16 protein-coding genes are annotated in these 19,308 nt (G+C 68.6%); 10 read left to right on the plus strand and 6 right to left on the minus strand.

The annotated features are described in order from the left end of the window. Positions 1–377: 377 nt before the first annotated feature. Positions 378–1,040: an N-acetylmuramate alpha-1-phosphate uridylyltransferase MurU gene (gene murU / locus ACZIYR_RS03895; protein ID WP_483528257.1), complete on the minus strand. Its 663-nt coding sequence runs from the start codon at positions 1,038–1,040 to the stop codon at positions 378–380. Then, the gene (locus tag ACZIYR_RS03900; RefSeq protein ID WP_483528258.1) at positions 1,037–2,062 is read right to left on the minus strand and encodes an aminoglycoside phosphotransferase family protein; all 1,026 of its coding nucleotides are present in this window, start codon (positions 2,060–2,062) and stop codon (positions 1,037–1,039) included. The genes murU and ACZIYR_RS03900 overlap by 4 nt, the downstream gene beginning before the upstream one ends. 142 nt (positions 2,063–2,204) lie before the next feature. Between ACZIYR_RS03900 and ACZIYR_RS03905 the strand changes: the two genes are divergently transcribed. From ACZIYR_RS03905 to ACZIYR_RS03935, 7 genes are all read left to right on the plus strand, one after another. Beyond that, on the plus strand, positions 2,205–4,655 hold the full coding sequence (locus ACZIYR_RS03905; RefSeq protein ID WP_483528259.1) for an LPS-assembly protein LptD: 2,451 nt from the start codon (positions 2,205–2,207) through the stop codon (positions 4,653–4,655). Positions 4,656–4,705: 50 nt separating this feature from the next. Continuing rightward, positions 4,706–5,368 (plus strand): SurA N-terminal domain-containing protein, encoded by a 663-nt coding sequence (locus ACZIYR_RS03910; RefSeq protein WP_483528260.1) that lies wholly within the window; start codon positions 4,706–4,708, stop codon positions 5,366–5,368. Continuing rightward, the gene (gene pdxA, locus ACZIYR_RS03915) at positions 5,368–6,414 is read left to right on the plus strand and encodes a 4-hydroxythreonine-4-phosphate dehydrogenase PdxA (protein WP_483528261.1); all 1,047 of its coding nucleotides are present in this window, start codon (positions 5,368–5,370) and stop codon (positions 6,412–6,414) included. Before ACZIYR_RS03910 ends, pdxA begins: the two co-directional genes overlap by 1 nt. Positions 6,415–6,601: 187 nt before the next feature. Beyond that, positions 6,602–7,414 (plus strand): 16S rRNA (adenine(1518)-N(6)/adenine(1519)-N(6))-dimethyltransferase RsmA, encoded by an 813-nt coding sequence (gene rsmA / locus ACZIYR_RS03920; protein WP_483528262.1) that lies wholly within the window; start codon positions 6,602–6,604, stop codon positions 7,412–7,414. Further along, positions 7,411–7,809 (plus strand): Co2+/Mg2+ efflux protein ApaG, encoded by a 399-nt coding sequence (gene apaG / locus ACZIYR_RS03925; protein ID WP_483528263.1) that lies wholly within the window; start codon positions 7,411–7,413, stop codon positions 7,807–7,809. Before rsmA ends, apaG begins: the two co-directional genes overlap by 4 nt. Positions 7,810–7,852: 43 nt before the next feature. Beyond that, a complete protein-coding gene (locus tag ACZIYR_RS03930; protein ID WP_483528264.1) occupies positions 7,853–8,689 on the plus strand; it encodes a symmetrical bis(5'-nucleosyl)-tetraphosphatase in 837 nt (278 codons plus the stop codon). Further along, positions 8,682–9,821: a tRNA nucleotidyltransferase/poly(A) polymerase-related protein gene (locus tag ACZIYR_RS03935; protein ID WP_483528265.1), complete on the plus strand. Its 1,140-nt coding sequence runs from the start codon at positions 8,682–8,684 to the stop codon at positions 9,819–9,821. Before ACZIYR_RS03930 ends, ACZIYR_RS03935 begins: the two co-directional genes overlap by 8 nt. Positions 9,822–9,832: 11 nt before the next feature. On the opposite strand, the gene folK is transcribed toward ACZIYR_RS03935, so the two are convergent. Beyond that, positions 9,833–10,372, minus strand: a complete 540-nt coding sequence (gene folK, locus ACZIYR_RS03940; protein ID WP_483528266.1) for a 2-amino-4-hydroxy-6-hydroxymethyldihydropteridine diphosphokinase — start codon at positions 10,370–10,372, stop codon at positions 9,833–9,835. Continuing rightward, positions 10,372–10,737, minus strand: a complete 366-nt coding sequence (folB, locus tag ACZIYR_RS03945) for a dihydroneopterin aldolase (RefSeq protein ID WP_483528267.1) — start codon at positions 10,735–10,737, stop codon at positions 10,372–10,374. The genes folK and folB overlap by 1 nt, the downstream gene beginning before the upstream one ends. Before the next feature lie 199 nt (positions 10,738–10,936). On the opposite strand from folB, the gene plsY reads away from it, so the two are divergent. After that, positions 10,937–11,491: a glycerol-3-phosphate 1-O-acyltransferase PlsY gene (gene plsY, locus ACZIYR_RS03950; protein WP_483529042.1), complete on the plus strand. Its 555-nt coding sequence runs from the start codon at positions 10,937–10,939 to the stop codon at positions 11,489–11,491. 115 nt (positions 11,492–11,606) lie between these two features. Here plsY and tsaD read toward each other — a convergent pair whose 3' ends face one another. Continuing rightward, positions 11,607–12,635 (minus strand): tRNA (adenosine(37)-N6)-threonylcarbamoyltransferase complex transferase subunit TsaD, encoded by a 1,029-nt coding sequence (tsaD, locus tag ACZIYR_RS03955; RefSeq protein ID WP_483528268.1) that lies wholly within the window; start codon positions 12,633–12,635, stop codon positions 11,607–11,609. A 259-nt stretch (positions 12,636–12,894) separates the two neighbouring features. Here tsaD and ACZIYR_RS03960 point away from each other — a divergent pair, with 259 nt between their 5' ends. Continuing rightward, positions 12,895–14,886, plus strand: coding sequence for a methyl-accepting chemotaxis protein (locus ACZIYR_RS03960; protein WP_483528269.1), 1,992 nt, complete (start codon positions 12,895–12,897; stop codon positions 14,884–14,886). Between the two features lie 23 nt (positions 14,887–14,909). Here the strand turns inward: ACZIYR_RS03960 and ACZIYR_RS03965 are convergent, their stop codons facing one another. Continuing rightward, entirely contained in the window at positions 14,910–18,605 is a 3,696-nt protein-coding gene (locus ACZIYR_RS03965) for an EAL domain-containing protein (protein ID WP_483528270.1), read from the minus strand. Positions 18,606–18,992: 387 nt separating this feature from the next. Here ACZIYR_RS03965 and rpsU point away from each other — a divergent pair, with 387 nt between their 5' ends. Continuing rightward, positions 18,993–19,208, plus strand: coding sequence for a 30S ribosomal protein S21 (gene rpsU, locus ACZIYR_RS03970; RefSeq protein WP_010629611.1), 216 nt, complete (start codon positions 18,993–18,995; stop codon positions 19,206–19,208). Positions 19,209–19,308: the final 100 nt, after the last annotated feature.

Genomic DNA, 19,308 nt, shown 5'->3' on the forward strand with positions numbered 1-19,308 from the left:
GTCCATTTGATTGAGGCTTTCACGAGCTGAACTCCTTCCGATTGGTTTAGATGCGCTGACCCAGGACGGCCACCGTGGCCGCTGCCGGCTTTCTACAACCCCCGGCAACAAATTGGCGACCGTCGGTCCATTTGATTGAGGCTTTCATGACAAGGGTTCCTTTTCGATTGTCGGGTAAAGTGGGCCAGCATACAGGGGTATCGCAGCTGCCCATAGCGAGAGGCGCCATAGCGAGAGGCGCCGGGGACAGGCCGCAGAGGGGGTCCGAGGACCAGGGATGGCCGAGGTAGCGTACAAGGAAGTATTTACAGCGCCCCCTCGAAGGCCTGTCGCCGGAACAGCCTCGAGCGATCCTGCCAGCCACTACAGTCTTCGGCTCAGCCCCCCAGGCGCCGGTCGAGCTCGGCCAGCCGCTCGGGGGTACCCACGTCGACCCACTGGCCAGGGTGATGGTGGCCGCCCACGCGCCCCTCGGCCATGGCCCGGCGCAGCAGGGGGGCCAGGGCGAAGGCGCCGGGGGGCTCCGCGGCCACCAGTTCGGGGCGCATCAGGCTGATGCCGGCGAAGGTCAGCCGCGGTTCGCCCTCGGCGTGCACCCGACCCCGGGCGTCGAGATGGAAGTCGCCCTGGGGATGGTGATCGGGGTTGTCCACCAGCGCCAGCCGGGCCAGGTCGCCGCCCAGCGGCGAAAGCTCGGTCGGGTCCAGGTCGCACCAGACGTCGCCGTTGACCAGCAGGAAGGGCGCCTTCCCCAGCAGCGGCAGCGCCTGGCGGATGCCGCCGCCGGTTTCCAGCGGCGCCGCCTCGCGACTCCAGGCGATGCGCACCCCGTACCCGGCGCCGTCCCCCAGCGCGTCCACGATCTGCTCGGCCCGGTAGCTCACGTTGATCACCACTTCCACGATGCCCGCCTCGCGCAGCCGCGCCAGGTGGTGGGCGATCAGCGGCTTGCCCGCCACCGGCAGCAGCGGCTTGGGACAATGGTCGGTGAGCGGGCGCATGCGCTTGCCGAGCCCCGCCGCCAGGATCATCGCCTTCATGCGCCGCGCTCCAGCCGTGCCTCAAGGGTGGGGCGGAAGGTCTCCCCCAGCCAGGCCTTGAAGGCCTCGTGGCCGTCGAGCCCCGCCAGGCTGTCCTCCAGGTGGGCGAGGAAGTGGGGGAGGTGGGCCAGGTAGCCGTCGCGGCCGTCGCGCAGGGTCAGCCGGCAGAAGATGCCCAGCACCTTGAGCGAGCGCTGGGCGGCCATGGCCTGGGTCTGAGCCAGGAAGGCGGCCGGGTCGGTGCGCGAGGGCAGGCGGCCCTCTGCCGCGGCGCGCTGCCGGAAGGCCTCCACCCAGGCGGCGAAGCGCGGGGCGGCGAAGCGGCAGTAGCGGCCGCGGAGCAGCGAGATCAGGTCGTAGCTGAGCGGGCCGGCCACCGCGTCCTGGAAGTCGATCAGATGGAGACTGCCATCCTGGACCATCAGGTTCATGGCGTCGAAGTCGCGATGCACCGCGACCACCGGCTGTGCCAGCGCCGAGTCGACCAGCGCCTCGCGTAGCGCCTCCCAGCCCGGGGGCGCGGCGACCCCCAGCCACTCGTCCAGACACCAGTCGGGAAAGAGGTCCAGCTCGCGCTGGAGCAGCGCGGCGTCATAGGGCGGCAGCGCGTCCGGCGAGGCGCGGTTCTGCAGGGCATGGATCAGCGCGATGGCGCGTTCGTGCCAGGCCAGGGTCGCGGGATGGTCGTCGCCGTCAAAGCAGTGCTGCAAGGGGGTGTCGCCCAGGTCGTCGAGCTCGAGAAAGCCCGTCTCGAGCGCCTCGGCGTGCAGGGCGGGCACCGGCAGGCCGCCGGCGCGCCAGCGGCGGGCGATGGCGACGAAGGGGCGGCTGTCCTCCTGCTCGGGCGGCGCATCCATCAGCATGCGCGTCGTCCCGTCGGGCAGGCGCAGTCGATAGTAGCGACGAAAGCTGGCGTCGCCGGCGGCCAGCCGCAGGTCCAGGGCATCGGCGGCGAGGCCGTGTCGCTCGGCCGCCCAGCGGCGCAGCTGGCTCAGTCGTGTCGGAGAATCGGCCTCGGTCATTCGGGCTCCTTGCGAGTGTCGGGCATCGGCGGTTGACGCCCGTGGGACGCCGCCGCATGCTGGCTCGGCGGCCGCGGCGCATACGACAGGCGGGATGCGATCTGTATAATACCGACTCTCTTCGCCGAGGACAGCGAGCACCATGGGCAAGCGATACTCAGGGATGGCCCTTGCCGGCCTGATCACCTCCGGCCTGATCCCCCTGGGCCTGGGCGCCGGCGCGCCGCCGGCCGCGGCCGAGCCGATGCCGGCCGAGCGTCTCGACTGGCGCCCCTGGGGAGACGAGCGGCCGGCGGACGCGCTGTGCCGCGGCGTCTACGTGATGCCCGACTATCGCCTGCCCGCCCCCGACGACCCGCGCCAGGTGCGCAGCGAGTCCGATACCGCCTTCTACGGCGAGGACGGCGAGACGATCCTCGGCGGCGAGGTGGTGCTGCGCCGCGGCGACAGCCAGCTGGAATCGCCGCGCGTCAGCGTGCCGGCAGCCCGCGAAAGCGCCTTCGCCGAGGGCCCCCTGGCGCTGCGGGATCAGAATCTGCTGGTGCGCGGCGAGGCCGCCGAGGTCTCGCTGGTCAGCGATGCCGTGCGTATTGACGCTGCCCACTACGTGATCCATGACCGCCATCTGCGCGGCGAGGCGCTGCGCCTGGCGCGCCAGGAGGACGGGCGCTTTCGCCTGACCTCGGCGAATTTCACCACCTGCGACCCGGGCAGCGAGCAGTGGCGGCTGGTCGGCGGCGACGTGGTGCTCGACCGCGAAAGCGGCTTCGGGACAGCCCGCCATGCGCGACTCGAACTGGGTCGGGTGCCGGTCTTCTACTGGCCCTGGGTGCGCTTTCCCATCGACGACCGCCGCCATACCGGTTTTCTGTGGCCGGAGATCGGCGTCTCCGGTGGCGCCCTGGACTACGCCCAGCCGTTCTACTGGAACATCGCGCCCAACCACGACGCCACCATCACCCCGCGCTGGATCAGCGACCGTGGCCTGCTGCTGGGCGGCGAATATCGCTACCTCTTCCCCACCGACGCCGGGCAGATCGAGGGCGCCTACCTGGCCCGCGACGGCGGCGGCTCCAGCGACGACCCCGCCGCTCCCTCGCGGCGCTTCGAGGGGGAGGATCGCTGGTACCTCGACTACCGGCACCAGGGGCGCTTCGATGAGCGCACCGGCTACCAGCTGCGCTACGGGGCGGCCAGCGACGGGCGCTACTTCGATGACTTCGGCAGCGTCTTCGGTGACAGCCCGTCGAGCATGTCGCGCCTGGCCCGGCTCCACTACGGCGGCGATGTCTGGCGGCTGGACGCCCGGGCCCAGGGGTTCCAGCGCCTCGATGACCCGCTGCGCGACCGCGACAAGCCCTTCTATCGTCTGCCCAGTCTCTCCGCCGACGCGCGCTGGTCGCAGCCGGGTGGCCTCTACCAGGAGTGGCGCTCCAACCTGACCTATTTCTGGCGCGACGTGGACGAGACCGCGATTCCCCGCGACCGGGAGGCGGCGCTTGGCACCCGGCTGCACCTCTCGCCGGCCACCGGCTGGCGCTTCGAAGAGCGCTGGGGGCACCTGGAGCCGCGGGTGGAGTGGCTCTACACCGGCTACGCCCTGGACTACGGCCGCCGGGAGACCGACCGCGACACCTCGCTCTCCCGGACGCTGCCGGTGAGTAGCCTCGACGGCGGCCTGGTCTTCGAGCGCGAGCTGGCGCTGGGCGGGCGCGACTATCGCCAGACCCTGGAGCCGCGCTTCAACTATGCCTATGTGCCGGCCCGCGACCAGGCCGAGTTTCCCGACTTCGATACCAGCGAGCGCGCCTTTTCCTGGGAGCAGCTCTGGTCGCCGTACCGATTCTCCGGCGCCGACCGGGTGGGGGATCTCAATCGCCTGTCGCTGGGCCTCGACTCGCGCCTGCTGGAAGATGACCGCGGGCGTGAGCGCCTGGCGGTCGGCGTGGGGCAGGCGTTTTACCTCGACGACCGGCGCATCGACATGGACGGGGATCCGGACACGGTGCCGGCGCGGGATGACGACTTCCAGGGCTGGTACCGTGCCACCCGGGACCGCTCGCCGCTGGTCGCCCGCGCCGACTGGCAGGTGACCGAGCGCTGGCGCACCCGCTGGCAGTGGCTCTACGACGACCACTTCGAGCAGACCGAACGCGCCTCCCTCGACCTGCAGTACCGTGCCCTCGCCGGCCACGTATTGAACCTGGGGTACCGCTGGGAACTCCAAGGCTTCGATCCGTCGGTCGAGCCCGGCGACGACGCCTTCCGTGACTTCAACCGCGAAGAGTACGATGTGTCGTTTGCCTGGAAGGCCTCGCCGCGGATCGACCTGATCGGCCGCGCGCTTTACGACCATACCAACGACCGCTTCCTCGAGCAGCTGGCGGGTGTGCAGTGGAATGACTGCTGCTATGGTCTGCAGCTGGTCTGGCGCGAGTGGATCGACGACAACGATACCGCCCGGGTCGAAGACGACACCACCGACCGCGGCATCTTCCTGCGCTTCGTGCTGAAGGGCCTTGGCGGCGTGGGCGGCGATGCCGGCGACTACTTCGAACGGGCCGTGCCGGGCTACCGCGCCACGGCCTTCTGAACGACCCGCGTGGTCGGCAAACGAGAGACATGATGAGAGGAAAGAACGACATGCGCACTCCGCGAATCGCCACCCTGGGCGTCATCCTGGCGCTGTGCCTCGGGGCCCTGTCGCTCGGCGCCCAGGCGCAGAGCTTCCAGCCGCTGGAGCGTCAGTCGCTGGACCGCATCGTGGCGGTGGTCAACCAGCAGGCGATCATGGAGAGCCAGCTCAGCGATCGCTTGGAGCAGGCGCGCAGCCAGCTGACCGGCGAACAGGCCCAGAACCTGCCGCCGGAGTCGGTGATGCGCGAGCAGGTCCTCGAACGGCTGATCCTCGAGGAGATCCAGCTGCAGAAGGCCGCCGAGGCGGGGCTCTCGGTGGACGATACTCAGCTCAATCGCCAGATGCGCGCCATCGCCGAAGACAACGGCATGAGCCTGGAGCAGTTCGCCGACGCCCTGGAGGCCGACGGCCTGACGCTCGCCTCCGTGCGTGAAGAGATTCGCCGCGAGATGCTGATGCGCGAGCTTCAGCAGCGCCAGGTGGGTAACCGGGTCAACGTCAGCGAGCGCGAGGTCGAGCGCTTCATCGAACAGCAGGGCGGTGCGGTCAGCCGTGAGCAGGCGCGCCAGGCGGTGTTCCAGCGCAAGGCCAACGAGGCCCTGGAGGCGTGGATCCAGGAGATCCGTGCCGAGGCCTTCATCGACAATCGCCTGTCGGCCGCGCGCTGATGGCCGATGCGGCCCAGGCGCCGGTGCTGGCGCTGACCACCGGTGAACCCGCCGGTGTTGGCCCCGAGCTAGCGCTGAAGCTGGCGGCCGCCGCACCGCCGTCGGCACGGCTGGTCGCGGTGGGCGACCCGGCCCTGCTGGCCGAGCGCGCCGCCCTGCTGGGGCTCGATCTGTCGCTGCCGCGGCTCTCGCCCGGCGAGCCGGTGCCCGCGCCCCGCGCCGGGGTGCTGCCGGTGTGGCCGGTGGCGTTGCGGGCGCCGAGCCGAGCGGGGGAACTGGCCACGGCCAACGCCGACTACGTGCTGGAGACCCTCGACGTGGCGGTGGCCGCCTGTCGCGCCGGTCACGCCGCCGGCATGGTCACCGCGCCACTGCACAAGGGCGTGATCCTGGAGGCCGGCCATGCCGGCTTCACGGGGCATACCGAGTACCTGCGCGACGCCTGCGGCGTCGACGAGGTAGTGATGATGCTGGCCACCGACAGCGCCCTGCACGCCGCCGCGCCCGACTGGCAGGGCGGCTCGGCGCTGCGGGTGGCGCTGGCCACCACGCACCTGCCGCTGCGTGAGGTAGCCGATGCCATCCGCGCGCCGCGCCTGGCGCGTCTCCTGCGCATTCTGCACGCCGATCTGCGGCGCTGGTTCGCCGTCGAGCGGCCGCGCATCGCGGTCTGCGGGCTCAATCCCCACGCCGGCGAGGGCGGGCACCTGGGGCGCGAAGAGCTCGAGATCATCGCCCCCTGCCTGGCCGGGCTGCGCGACGAGGGCCTCGACCTTGACGGGCCGCTGCCGGCGGATACCCTGTTTACACCGCGTCACCTGGCCGGCGTCGACGCGGTACTGGCGATGTACCACGACCAGGGGCTGCCGGTGCTCAAGTACGCCGGCTTCGGGCGCGCCGCCAATATCACCCTGGGCCTGCCGTTTCCGCGCACTTCGGTGGATCACGGCACCGCCCTGGACCTGGCCGGCAGCGGCCGCGCCGACCCCGGCAGCCTGGCCGTGGCCGTGGCCCTGGCCGCTGAGATGGCTGGAAGTTCTTTTTAGCACCAACGCGAGGGGCGCTGGAGGCAAGCCAAAGAGGAGGTCCTACGCCAGGGATGGCGTCGGTAGCGTACAGGGACGTATTCACAGCGCCTCCGGAAGGCCGGCCCCGCTCGCAGGCGTGCCGCCAGATCAGCCCCGCATTGAAGTCACTACCGCACTCAAGACAGAGACAGAAGGACACCCCTGAATGGCAGCTCGCCCCCCGGTTCACCGGGCCCGTAAGCGCTTCGGCCAGAACTTCCTGCGCGACCCCGGCATCATCTCGCGCATCGTGCGGGCCATCGCGCCGCGCCCCGACGACCGCCTGGTGGAGATCGGCCCCGGCCAGGGCGCCCTCACCGAGCCGCTGCTGGAGGCCGCCGGCGGTCGCCTCGAGGTGATCGAGCTCGACCGCGACCTGATACCGGGGCTGCGGGTGCAGTTCTTCAACCACCCCGACTTCGTGATCCACGAGGGCGACGCCCTCAAGTTTGATTTTCGCGCCCTGCGCGGCGCGGGCGAGCCGCTGCGCGTGGTGGGCAACCTGCCCTACAATATCTCCACGCCGCTGATCGGTCACCTGCTCGAGGCGGGCGATGCCGTCGCCGACATGCACTTCATGCTGCAGAAGGAGGTGGTCGACCGGCTCGCGGCGGCCCCTGGCGGGGCCGACTGGGGGCGGCTCTCGGTGATGGCTCAGTACCGCTGCCGCGTGGATGCGCTGTTCGTGGTGCCGCCGGAAGCCTTCGTGCCACGCCCCAAGGTCGACTCCGCCATCGTGCGGCTGACCCCCTACGGCGAGCCGCCGCATCCGGCCGAGGACGAGGCGCTGCTGTTTCGCCTGGTGCGCCAGGCCTTCGGGCAGCGGCGCAAGACGCTGCGCAACAACCTCAAGGGGCTGGTCGACGGGGCTGCACTCGAGGCCCTGGGGATCGACCCCGCGCGTCGCCCCCAGACCCTGAACGTGGAAGAGTTCGTGCGTATCGCCAACCATCTGGCCGCGACGGAGGCAACCCCATGACCCAGGCTTCGGAGACTCCCCATGCCGGCGAGATTCGCATCGACGTGGAGCCGGCCTTCCGCGAGGAGGAGTCCTCGGCGGACGAGTCGCGCTATGTGTTCAGCTACACGGTGACCATTCATAACCACTCGCCGCGCAGCGTGCAGCTGCTGGCGCGCCACTGGAAGATCACCCAGGGTAGCGGCAAGGTGCAGGAAGTGCGCGGGAAGGGGGTCGTGGGCCAGCAGCCGATGATCGGCCCCGGGCAGACCTTCCGCTACACCAGCCGGGCGATTCTCGACGGCCCGGTGGGGGTGATGGAGGGCGACTACACCTGCGTGGATACCGCCAGCCAGCGGCCCTTCGAGGTGGCGGTGCCGCCCTTCCGGCTGGCCGGTCCCAACCAGGTCCACTGACGCGGAGCGTCCGGCGCGCCTCGATATCGCACAGGGAGTGGCCATGACCACCTACGCCATCGGCGACCTCCAGGGTTGCCACGCCGAATTCGTCGAACTGCTCGAGCGGCTCGACTTCGACCCTCGCCGCGACCGGCTGTGGCTGGCCGGCGACCTGATCAACCGCGGGCCGGGCTCGCTGGCTTGCCTGCGCGAGGTGCGCGCCCTGGGCGAGGCCGCCCTGACGGTGCTGGGTAACCATGACCTGCACCTGCTAGCGGTGGCCCGCGGCGGGGCCGCGCTCAACCGTAAGGACACCCTGGACGCCATCCTCGCCGCCCCGGACCGCGAGGCGCTGCTCGACTGGCTGCAGTCGCGCCCGCTGCTGGTGCGCCGAGGCGATGCGGCGCAGCGTGATACCCTGATGACCCACGCCGGCCTGCTGCCGCAGTGGTCGGTGGGGCGGGCCGAGGCGCTGGCCGAGGAGGTGGCGGCGAGGCTCGGCGGTGAGCGCAGTGGCGCCTTTCTCGAGCGGATGTACGGCAACCACCCGGCCTGCTGGCACGACGATCTCGACGGCATGGACCGACTGCGGGTCATCGTCAACGTGCTGACCCGCATGCGCTTCATCGATGCCCAAGGCTGCCTGGACTTCACCGCCAAGGAGGGGCTCGACAGCGCCCCCGAGGGCTTCGCGCCCTGGTTCCAGTATCCCCGCGACGATGCGGCCCGCCTGGTGTTCGGCCACTGGGCGGCGCTGGAGGGCGGGCTGCCCGGCGCCCGGGTGCGCGCCGAGGCGCTGGACACCGGCTGTGTCTGGGGCGGCAGCCTGACCGCCCTCAACCTCGACAGCGGCGAGCGCGTCAGCGTGCCCAGCCAGCGTCGAGGCCGCCATGGGTGACGGTCGCGACCCCAGCATCGAGGGGCTCGAGGTCTACCGGGTGGGCGGGGCGGTGCGTGATGCCCACCTCGGCTGGCCGGTCAAGGACACCGACTGGGTGGTGGTGGGGGCGACGCCGGAGGCGATGCGCCGCCGCGGCTTCAAGCCGGTGGGGCGCGACTTCCCGGTGTTTCTGCACCCGGTCACCCATGAGGAGTACGCCCTGGCGCGCACCGAGCGGAAGTCCGGGCACGGCTATACCGGCTTCGTGGTCCATGCGAGCCCGGAGGTGACCCTGGAGGAGGACCTGGCCCGCCGCGACCTGACCATCAACGCCATGGCCGAGACCCCCGAGGGCGAGCTGGTCGACCCCTACGGCGGCCTGGCCGACCTCAAGGCGAGGGTGCTGCGCCACGTTTCGCCGGCCTTCGTCGAGGACCCGCTGCGGGTGCTGCGCACCGCCCGCTTCCTGGCCCGCTACGCCGGGCTCGGCTTCGTCATCGCCGAGGAGACCCGGACGCTGATGCGCCAGCTGGTCGACAGCGGCGAGCTCTCTCACCTGGTGGCCGAGCGGGTCTGGACCGAAACCGAGAAGGCCCTGGGCGAGCCGCAGCCCGCGGTCTACTTCCGCTGCCTGGACGAGTGCGGTGCCCTGGCCGTGCTGCTGCCCGAGCTGACCGGTGACGAGCAGGCGCTGTCGGCGGCGCTGGCACGGCTCGAGCGGCTGCCGGCCGACCTGGGCGGCGAGCGGCGCTGGCGCTGGGCGCGGCTGGTGGAGCACCTCGATGAGGACGCGCGGTCGGCCATCGCCGAGCGGCTGCGCCTGCCCCGGGCCTACGGCGACCTGGGGCGTCAGGCGGCGCTGACCCGGGAGCTGTGGCGCCAGCCTGAGCCGAGCGTCGATGCCGTACAGGCCTGGCTGGACGGTGTCGACGCCTGGCGGCGCCCGGAGCGCATCCCACCGCTGCTGGCGCTACTGGCCCTGGAGGCGCCAGCGCTCGCGCAAGCGGCGGCCCGGGGCTGGCAGGCCGCAGCAGCCCTTGCGCCAAGGGCGCTGCTGGCCGAGGGGTTTCGCGGCCGCGCCCTGGGGGAGGAGCTGGCCCGGCGGCGCGGCGAGGCTATCGCTGCCGCGCTGGGGGGTGACGAGACCTGACGCTTGTCGGCTCAGTCGGTTCGGTCGTGGGAGGAAATGGGCTGACCGGCCCAGCGAAAGGTCACCGGCCACAGGCGCTGGCCGGCGGCCTTGAAGTCGGCGCCCAGTTCGGCCCAGAGATCGAGGTAGCGCCTTCCGGTAAGCGGGTGTGGGGTGTCCGGCAGCACTTCGGCCAGGGGCTGAAGGACGAAGGCATGCTGCGTGATTTCGTCGCGGGGTAGGCTGACGCCGTCATGGACGCCGGTCAGCCGGCCCACCGTGAGCAGGTCGATATCCAGGGTGCGGGGGCTGAACTTGGGGCTGTTGGGGCGGCGGCCGTTGGCCAGTTCCAGGCGCTTGCACCAGGCCTGCAGCTCCCCCACCGTCCAGTGGGTCTCGAAGACCACCACCAGGTTGTAGAAGTTGCGCCCGTCCTCGAATCCGACCGGCTCGCTCTCGAAGACCCGGGAGACCGCCAGCTCGCCGAACTCGGCGTGCAGGGCATCCAGGCAGCGGCGAATATGGCGGTCGCGGTCGATGTTGCTGCCGATGCTGACGCTGACCCAGGCCATCAGGGGCTCCCCGGGGGCGTGCCGCGCTCGATACGCACGCCCACCGCGGCGGCGGCGGGCACGGCGCCGGGTTTGCGCACCGTCAGGCGCAGCCAGGCGATGCCGAACTCGTCGCGCAGTGTTTCGCTCAGTCGTTCGGCGAAGGTCTCCACCAGGGCGACGCGGTGGTCGGCGGCGAAGCGGGCGATGCGCTCGCAGATGGCCGCGTAGTCGAGGGTCTGGGTGATATCGTCATCGGCGGCGGCGGGGCGAATGTCGGTGGCCAGCTCCAGGTCGAGCAGCAGCCGCTGGGAGATGGTACGCTCCCAGTCATAGACGCCGATCACGGTGTCCACGCCGAGCGACTCGATCAGAACTTGGTCCATGGCGGGCTCCCCGACCGGCTACTAACTAGTGGTGGCGGATGCACGGCATCCTCTGCAGGCGCCCGATTGTACGTGAGCCGGCCAGGGGATGACAGCGGCCATGCGGCTCCGGCGGGGTTTGCCGGCCAGGGGCCGCCGTCGAGATCAGGTGCGGGAGGGCGAGTAGCGGGTGACTGTGGTCGAGTGGCTATTGCCGCTGATGGGGCTGGGCTATCTCAGCGGCTCCTGGCTGGGCGCGCTGAGCGTTTGTCGGCTGGCCGGCGTGGGCGACCCGCGCCGCGCCGGCTCCGGTAACCCCGGGTTCTCCAACGTGCTGCGGCTCCACGGCCGCCGGCTGGCGCTGGCTACCCTGCTGGTGGATGCCGCCAAGGGCATGCCGGTGCTGCTGCTGGCGATCCACCTGGGGCTGCCGCCCTGGGCCCAGGGACTGGTGGGGCTCGCCGTGCTGCTTGGCCACAGTTTTCCCGTCTGGCATCGCTTTCGCGGTGGCAAGGCGGTGGCCAGCGCCTTCGGCGTGATGCTGGTGCTGACCCCGGGGGTGGCACTGGCGTGCGCCGGGCTCTGGTCCCTGCTGGCCTGGCGGGTGCGCACTGCCGCGGTGGCCTCTCTGGTCAGCGCCGCCGCCGCGCCCCTCGCCAGCCTGTGGCTGGCGCCGGACTATACGGGAGTGGTGATCGCCTTCACGCTGGTGGTGCTGGTGCGCCACCTGCTCAATATCCGCCGGCTGCGCCGCGGCGATGAGCCGGGTTTATAAGCCAACCCGGGCTTCGCCCGGAGCGGTAAGCGATAAGCTGTAAGAGAAAACCATTGCCATTGGCCAGCGCAGAGGCATCTTCAAGGCTTACGGCTTACGGCTTACGGCTTACGGCTTACGGCTCCCGAAGGGTCTCCATCGGCCAGCGGGGCACCGCCTTCATCACGCCGATCTCGTCGCGTTCGCCGGCCAGCAGTCGGGCTGCCCCCACATAGGCAATCATCGCCCCGTTGTCGGTGCAAAAGCGCCCGCGGGGATAGAAGGCTCGGGCCTCGCGCTTCTCGCACTCCCGCTCCAGACGCTCGCGCAGGCGAACGTTGGCGCTGACGCCGCCCGCCACCACCAGCCGCTTCAGGCCCGTCTGGTCCAGCGCGCGGCGGCACTTGATCACCAGGGTATCCACTACCGCTTCCTCGAAGGCGCGGGCCACGTCGGCGCGTGCCTGGTCGTCCAGCCCGCCCTCGGCCTCGAGCCGGCGGATGGCGGTCAGGGTGTGGGTTTTCAACCCCGAGAAACTGAAATCGAGCCCCGGACGGTCGGTCATGGGGCGCGGAAAACGCAGGCGCCCCGGGTCGCCCCGTTCGGCCAGGCGGGCCACCTGGGGGCCGCCGGGGTAGTCGAGCCCGAGCATCTTGGCGGCCTTGTCGAAGGCCTCGCCGGCGGCATCGTCCACCGACTCGCCCAGCAGCCGGTAGTGCCCCAGCCCTTGCACCTCCACCAGCTGGGTATGGCCGCCGGAGACCAGCAGTGCCACGAAGGGGAAGGCCGGCGGCGCGTCCTCCAGCATCGGGGCCAGCAGGTGGCCCTCCATGTGGTGCACGCCGAGCACCGGTATGCCCAGCGCCCGGGCCATGCCGTGGGCGGTGGCCGCCCCCACCATCAGAGCGCCGACGAGGCCGGGCCCGGCGGTATAGGCGATGGCGTCGAGCTCGCCGCGGGAGAGCCCCGCTTGCTCGAGCACCTGCTCGATCAGCGGCAGTAGCCGGCGGGTGTGGTCCCGCGATGCCAGTTCGGGAACCACCCCGCCAAACTCGGCGTGCATGGCCACCTGGCTGTAGAGGGCATCGGCCGCCAGGCCGCGCTCGGTGTCGTAGAGGGCGACGCCGGTCTCGTCGCAGGAGGTTTCGATGCCGAGGACACGCATGATTCAGGCTCGCGAAATGGGCTAAGGCCGGCATTCTAGCAAAGTCGCCGAGGAGGCGGTTGGCAAGAGCGGCAGGATGGGAAAAGCAAGCCGCTAGAATTGTCCGAAATTCAACGCATGACGTCCGCTCGGTCTCGCAGTGTTGGCGAAAAATTGATCTGAATCATGGGGGTATATTGGCATTGGCCTAGGCTGCTGAGTTGGGAACAACCATAACAAGCTCGGCAGGAGCGCTGCCGGTAATGCGTGGGGGATTGTCATGCACTTGTTTCGTCATATCTCTATTGGTCACAAGATACTGTTGGCGCTGATGCTGCCGCTGCTGGCCATGGCGGGCTTTGCCGGTCTGCAACTGCTGGAGCGTCAGCAGCTGGCCAGTCATATGAGTCAGCTGCATGGGCTGACCGGTCTAGCGCTGACTGCCGGGGACCTAGTTCATGAGCTTCAGCGTGAGCGGGGTGGCACGGCGATCTACCTCGGCACCCAGGGGCGGCAGTTCGGCGACGAGCTGAAGGCGCAGCGCGTACAAACCGACCGCCTGATCGAGCGTTTCAAGGCACAGCTGCAGGCACTGGGGCATGGCGCGAGTGACAGTCAGGTCCGGCCACCGATCGAAACCGTCACAGCCCAGCTGGCCGACCTATCGACGCTACGACAGCGAGTGGATGAGTTCGGCGTCTCGGTTACCCAGGCACCTGGCCAGTATACCGAGCTCAACACAGAACTGATCGGCATCGTGGGCCAGCTTAGCCATGTCACCGATGAGGCACAGACTACCCGTAGCTTGGCGGCCTACTACAACCTCCTGCGTGCCAAGGAACTGGCTGGTATCGAGCGGGCGCTGCTCTCGCGTGCGTTCGGCGCGGACCGAATCGATGGTGAGGGGTATCGGGGCTTTGTCTCGCTGATTGGCGCCCAGGAAGCCCAGCTGAACAGCTTTCGGATCCTTGCCTCCCCCGCGCAGCGCGGGCTGCTCGACGCGCAGCTGGCTGGCCCAGAGATCCAACGGCTGGACGAACTCCGCGGGGCGGTGCTTCACAGCGTCGCGCGAGAGGCCTTTGGTGTCGATCCTGAGCGCTGGTTCGAGTGGCAGTCGGTCAAGATAGATCGGCTGAAGGTTGTAGAGGATGCGCTGGCCGATAACGTGCTAACACTGGTGGCTGGCCTGCGCGACGGAGCTAGGCAAGACCTGATTCGCAACGGTGTGATCGCCACCATGATCGCCGGACTTGTGGTGTTAGTGGCGGTGATGATCGGGCGCAGTACGGTCCTGCGGCTGCGTCAAACCGCACAGGCCATGCGCGAGATTGCCGAGGGTGATGGTGACCTGACGCGCCGCCTGAGTGTGACCCATCATGATGAAATCGGTAGTCTGGCGGCCCAGTTCAATGCCTTTGCGGCGCGTATGCAGGGGCTGTTGCTTGATGTTAAGGAAAGCGCCCAGCGGGTATACCTCACGGCCGAGGAGATCGCCCAGGGGAGCGAGGCGCTGGCCGCCCGCACCGAGCAGGAAGCCTCGAGCCTGCAGGAGACCTCGGCCTCCATGGAGCAGATCACCGCTACGGTCAGCCACAGCGCCGACTCGGCTCAGCAGGCCGATGCGCTGGCGCTCTCCACCGCCGAGGTGGCTCGCCGGGGTGAGAACACAATGCAGGAGGTGGGTGTCACCATGGAGGATATCAGTGCCTCCGCCGAGAGAATTGGCGAGATCATCACCCTGATCGACAGCATCGCTTTCCAGACCAATATCCTGGCGCTGAATGCTTCGGTGGAGGCGGCGAGAGCCGGTGAACAGGGGCGCGGCTTTGCGGTGGTGGCACAGGAGGTGCGAAGCCTGGCCAGCCGCAGCGGCGATGCCGCCCATGAAATTCGTCAGCTGATCGATGCATCGGTGGTCAACACCCGGCGCGGGGCAGAGATCGTGCAGCATGCCGGCGCTACCATGGAGGATATCGTTCACAGCGTTGAGCGGGTCGGCGCGGTGATCGCCGAGATCAGTGCCGGGGCTCGCGAGCAGAGCGCCGGTATCGCTCAGGTCAACCAGGCTGTCAGTGAGCTGGACGGTAACACCCAGCGCAATGTTGCCCTGGTGGAGCAGAGCACGAATGCTGCCTCCGATATGCGCGAACAGGCCGAGCACCTCAATGCCTTGATGAGCGCCTTCGTGCTGGGGTCGCGTGACCGGCACCAGTCTGATACGCCCCCCATGCTGCCATCGCCTGCGACGAGTCGGCTGGCAGAGCCCGCCTGATAAGTCGTAGCCGGAGCTAGGTGTCAGGGGCAGGGCGTGGCGTCGAGGGGTTCATCACCGCGAGCTGCGCTCAAGGCGGCCAGGGAGAAGGCCGCCTGCACCTGATCGAGCAGCTCTCGCTCTCGGCAGGTGCCGGGTAGCCAGCCGTGGAGCAGGCCGCTGTCGACGGCGGCAGCGACCCTCGATGCGTCCTGGGGGCGGGCTAGGGCCAGGCAGGCGAGCTCGGGATAGAGGGCCCTGACGCGCCGGTGGAACTCGAGCCCGGGCATTTCCGGCAGGTGCAGGCCGCCGATCACCACCCGAACGCCGTTGAGGGCGAGCAGGTCGAAGGCCTCTTCGATACCCGTGGCGGTCAAGGTGCGATAGCCAGCGCTTTGCAGCACACCGGCCAGCGCGGCGAGCGCCTCGCCGTCGCTGTCCACCAGCAGCAGCGTGCGGTCGCCCTCGGGTGGGGTGCTGGGAGGCAGGGCCATGCGGGGCCGCTCCTTGAGCAGCGAGGCCGTTTCCGCGGCGGGCAGCGGCCGGCTGAACAGGTAGCCTTGCAGCTGGTCGCAGTGCCGGCGGCGCAGGTAGGCGGCTTGGGCCAGGGTTTCCACGCCCTCGGCCACCACCTGCAGGCGTAGGCCGTGGCCCATGGCGATGATGGTCTGGGCAATGGAGGCCTCGTCGGGGGAGGTGGTGATGTTGGTGATGAAACTGCGGTCGATCTTCAGCGTGTCGAAGGGGAAGCGGCGCAGATAGGCCAGGCTGGAATAGCCGGTGCCGAAGTCGTCCACGGCCAGGCGCACCCCCAGGGCCTTAAGCTCCTTGAGCACGGTGATGGTCTCGTCGGGGCGCTCCATGACCGCGCTTTCGGTCAGCTCCAGCTCCAGCAGCTCGGCCGGAAAGCCGGTATCGGCGAGGACCCTGCCGACCGAGGCGGCCAGGTCCGGCTGCTGCAGCTGCCGGGCCGAGAGATTGACCGCCATGTTGAGTGAGCCAAGGCCCTGGTCCCGCCATGCCTGGCCCTGTCGGCAAGCCTCGTAGAGGGCCCATTCGCCCAGCGGCTGAATCAGCCCAGTCTCCTCGGCCACCGGAATGAAGTGCATGGGCGAGATGTGGCCTTCGCTGGGGTGATGCCAGCGAGCCAAGGCCTCCATGCCCACTACCTCGCCGCTGGCAAAATCCACCTTGGGCTGATAGTGCAGCTCCAGGGCGTTCTGCTCCAGGGCACGGCGCAGCTCCTGCTCCAGAGCGAGCCGCTTCAGGGCTGCGGCATTGAGATCCTCGGTAAAGAAGCGGAACACCCGCTGCCCCTCTCGGGCGGCAATGTGCTGGGCGGTGGTGGCGTTGCTGAGCAGGGTCTCGAGATCCCGGCCGTCCTGGGGTAATACGCTAATGCCTGCGTGCATGTTGATGTGCAGCTCGTGGCCCTCGATGGCCATGGGGCGGTACACGGCATCGATCATGCGCTGGGCCACGGCGGCTACGCCCTCATAGTGAGGGGCGTCGGCAAGGATCACGACGAATTCGTCGCCGGCGTAGCGAGCGACGGTATCCTGGCCGCGGGCGCATTCGCCAAGCCGCTGGCCGACGGTGCGTAGCACCTTGTCGCCGGCGCGGTGGCCCAGGCTGTCGTTGATCAGATGGAAACGGCTGATATCCAGGGAGAGGACCGCAATCTGCTGGCCGCGTTGCAAGGCCCGCTTGGCCAGCTTGTCGAATCGCTTGGCCAGCAGGGTGCGGTTGGGGAGATGGGTCAGGTCGTCGTAGTAGGCAAGCAGGTTGATCTGCTCCTCCATCTGCTTGCGTTCGCTGATGTCGTACTGGATGCCGACGAAGTGGGTGATGACGCCGTGCTGATTGCGCACCGGGCTGATCGAGGTGAGCTCCCAGTAGGCCTGGCCGTCCTTGCGGCGGTTGAGGATCTCGCCCTCCCAGACCTTGCCCTGCTGAAGGGTGCGGCGCAGGTTCTGATACTGGCTGCGGGGCAGGCGGCCGGGTTCCAGCAGGGGGATGCGTCGCCCCTTGATTTCCTCGGGCTGGTAGCCAGTGGTGCGCGTGAATTGGGGATTGACGTACTCGGTGATGCCGTTGGCGTCGGTGATCACGATCGAGCTGACGCTCTGGTCGATGGCTTGGTTGAGTTTCTTTAGCTCCTGCTCCGCGCGCATCCGTTCGGTGATATCCCGGCCGTTGGCCACATAGTGGGTGATCTCCCCTGCATCGTCATACAGCGGCGAGACCGCCATTTCCTCGTAGTAGAGCTCGCCCCTGGCGCTCAGATTGACGAGGATGGTACGGAAGGTCTCGCCCTTGTCCAGCGCTTCGCGAAAGCCCCGGTAGACCTCTGGAGGGTTGCGCTCGTGGCTTCTCAGCAGGCGGGCGTTCATGCCGATGATGTCCTCGCGGCGGTAGCCTCGCAGCTGCTCGAAGGCACTGTTGACATACTGAATGTTGCGATCGCGGTCGGTGATGATGACCGAATCCGCGCTCTGTTCCACGGCGTGGGAGAGCTTGCGCAGCTCCGATTCGCTGGCCTCGCGCCGGGCAATATCGTCGATCAGGCTTACGCGCAGCTGTTCGAAGGCGTGTGCCAGGCTGCCGATCTCATCGTTGCGAAAGCGCGGCAGCGGGCGGTCGAGATGGCCCTGTGTCACCTGATTCATCGACCCCTCGAGCTGGCGCAGAGGGTGCAGGATGCGCCGGCGAATCGACCAGACGGCGAACAGGAAGACGCTGACGGCGGTGAGAATCGATATGGCCACCATTGCCCGTGAGAGCCGGGCGTGGTCCCGCAGCCGTTCCAGGCGGGATTCAAAGTGCTCGCTGACCGCCTCGGAGAGCACCAGCAGGGTGCCGATTCCGCGAGTGGCGTTCTGGTACCACTCGCTGGCGCCGACCGGGTAGGGCTCGCCTTCATGGCTGGCCGCATACACTGCCTCGCGCAGCGCCTGGTAGTCCCCCAGGAACCCGGCGTCCAGCGCCCCCCGTGCCGCTGACATCTCGGGGATGTCGGGCAGCTGCTTGAGCAAGGTGTTGGCGCGCTCCAGCGAGATGTCGACGATGTCGCGATAGCGCTCTAGTCGCGCCAGCTCGGCCTCGCTCAGCGGGCGCGACTGGGCAATGGCAGCGCCGACGATGGCGCGCTCGCGGCCGGCGTGCTCGCTGGCATTGAACAAGACTTCCTTGATCACCGGATTGGGGGTGTGGGAGTAGAGGTTGCCGGGCTTGGACTGATTGGTGGCGTCGCGAAGATCTGAGAGTGTCTCGATGTGGCGGGTTGCCAAGCGTATCCACTGCTGCTCGTTCAGGGCGGGAGCGTCACCGGCGATCAGCTGGTCCACTTGCTGGCGGGCGCTGGCCAGTTCGTTTCGATGATGTTCCAACTGTCGCAGGCTGCGTGACAGCGGCAGGTCGGCATCGGCGTCGGTCAGCTCCGATGCCAGTGCCACGATGGTGCCGTAGAGCTCGTCGCCGCTGCGGCGCTGCTCGGCCATTTCGTAGAGCATCTCTGGATTGGCCCGATCGGGGTCCGAGAGAATAGCGGCGGTGATGCCGCGCTCCATGGCCATGACGCCGCTGGCGCGCAGGGAGAGGTCGGCCACCTGATTGCTCTGGTGCACCCACTGGGCGGCACTCTGCTTGGCGCGAATCTCACGAATTTCCCAGCTAGAGCCGACCAGGATCAGCAGGCCCATGAGGGTCAGCAGGGTAATCAGCAGGTTACGGATGGTCATCGGCAAAGCCACCTCTTGGCCCTGGTGCCGCCTACTCGCGTTGGCGGGGCATGGGCTGGCGCTCATGGGAAAATATATAAATTCCTTATAAAGCTAGACAGCACGCTATCCTGGCGGGCAGGGGCTGGCAAGCCGAGTGCGTCAACATGACCGGTGATGTCAAGATAACGCGTGCATTGACGCTCACATGGTTTGCAAAGCGCGGGAGCGACGACTAAAATACTGTGCGCTGCAAGACTGGGTCGTGCATCCAGGGGCATTTCCCGCATCCGTTGCCTTGTCGCCACCGGTAGTTTGCTGCCGGTGAGGTTAGGCGACCGCGAGATCTGTCCGAAGAGGGTGTGCGTACAAACCGAACTCAAGAAACCTAAGGTAGGTGAGTGCTTAATGCCTTCTGTCAAAGTACGTGATAACGAGCCGTTTGACGTCGCCCTGCGTCGCTTCAAGCGTTCCTGTGAAAAAGCCGGCATTCTGTCCGAGGTTCGCCGTCGCGAGCATTACGAGAAGCCGACTGCAGAGCGCAAGCGCAAAGCGGCCGCCGCGGTCAAGCGTCACGCCAAGAAGCTTCAGCGCGAGCGCAAGCGCTTCGAACGGCTCTACTGATCCGTACTGTGGGGCGGTCGAGGCGTACGTCCCGGCTGTCCTGGAAGGATGACCAAGCGGCCGCCGGCGGGTGGCCGCTTGTTTTTCCATTGATCCCGCC

It is taken from the genome of Billgrantia sp. NRB1 (assembly GCF_056921725.1).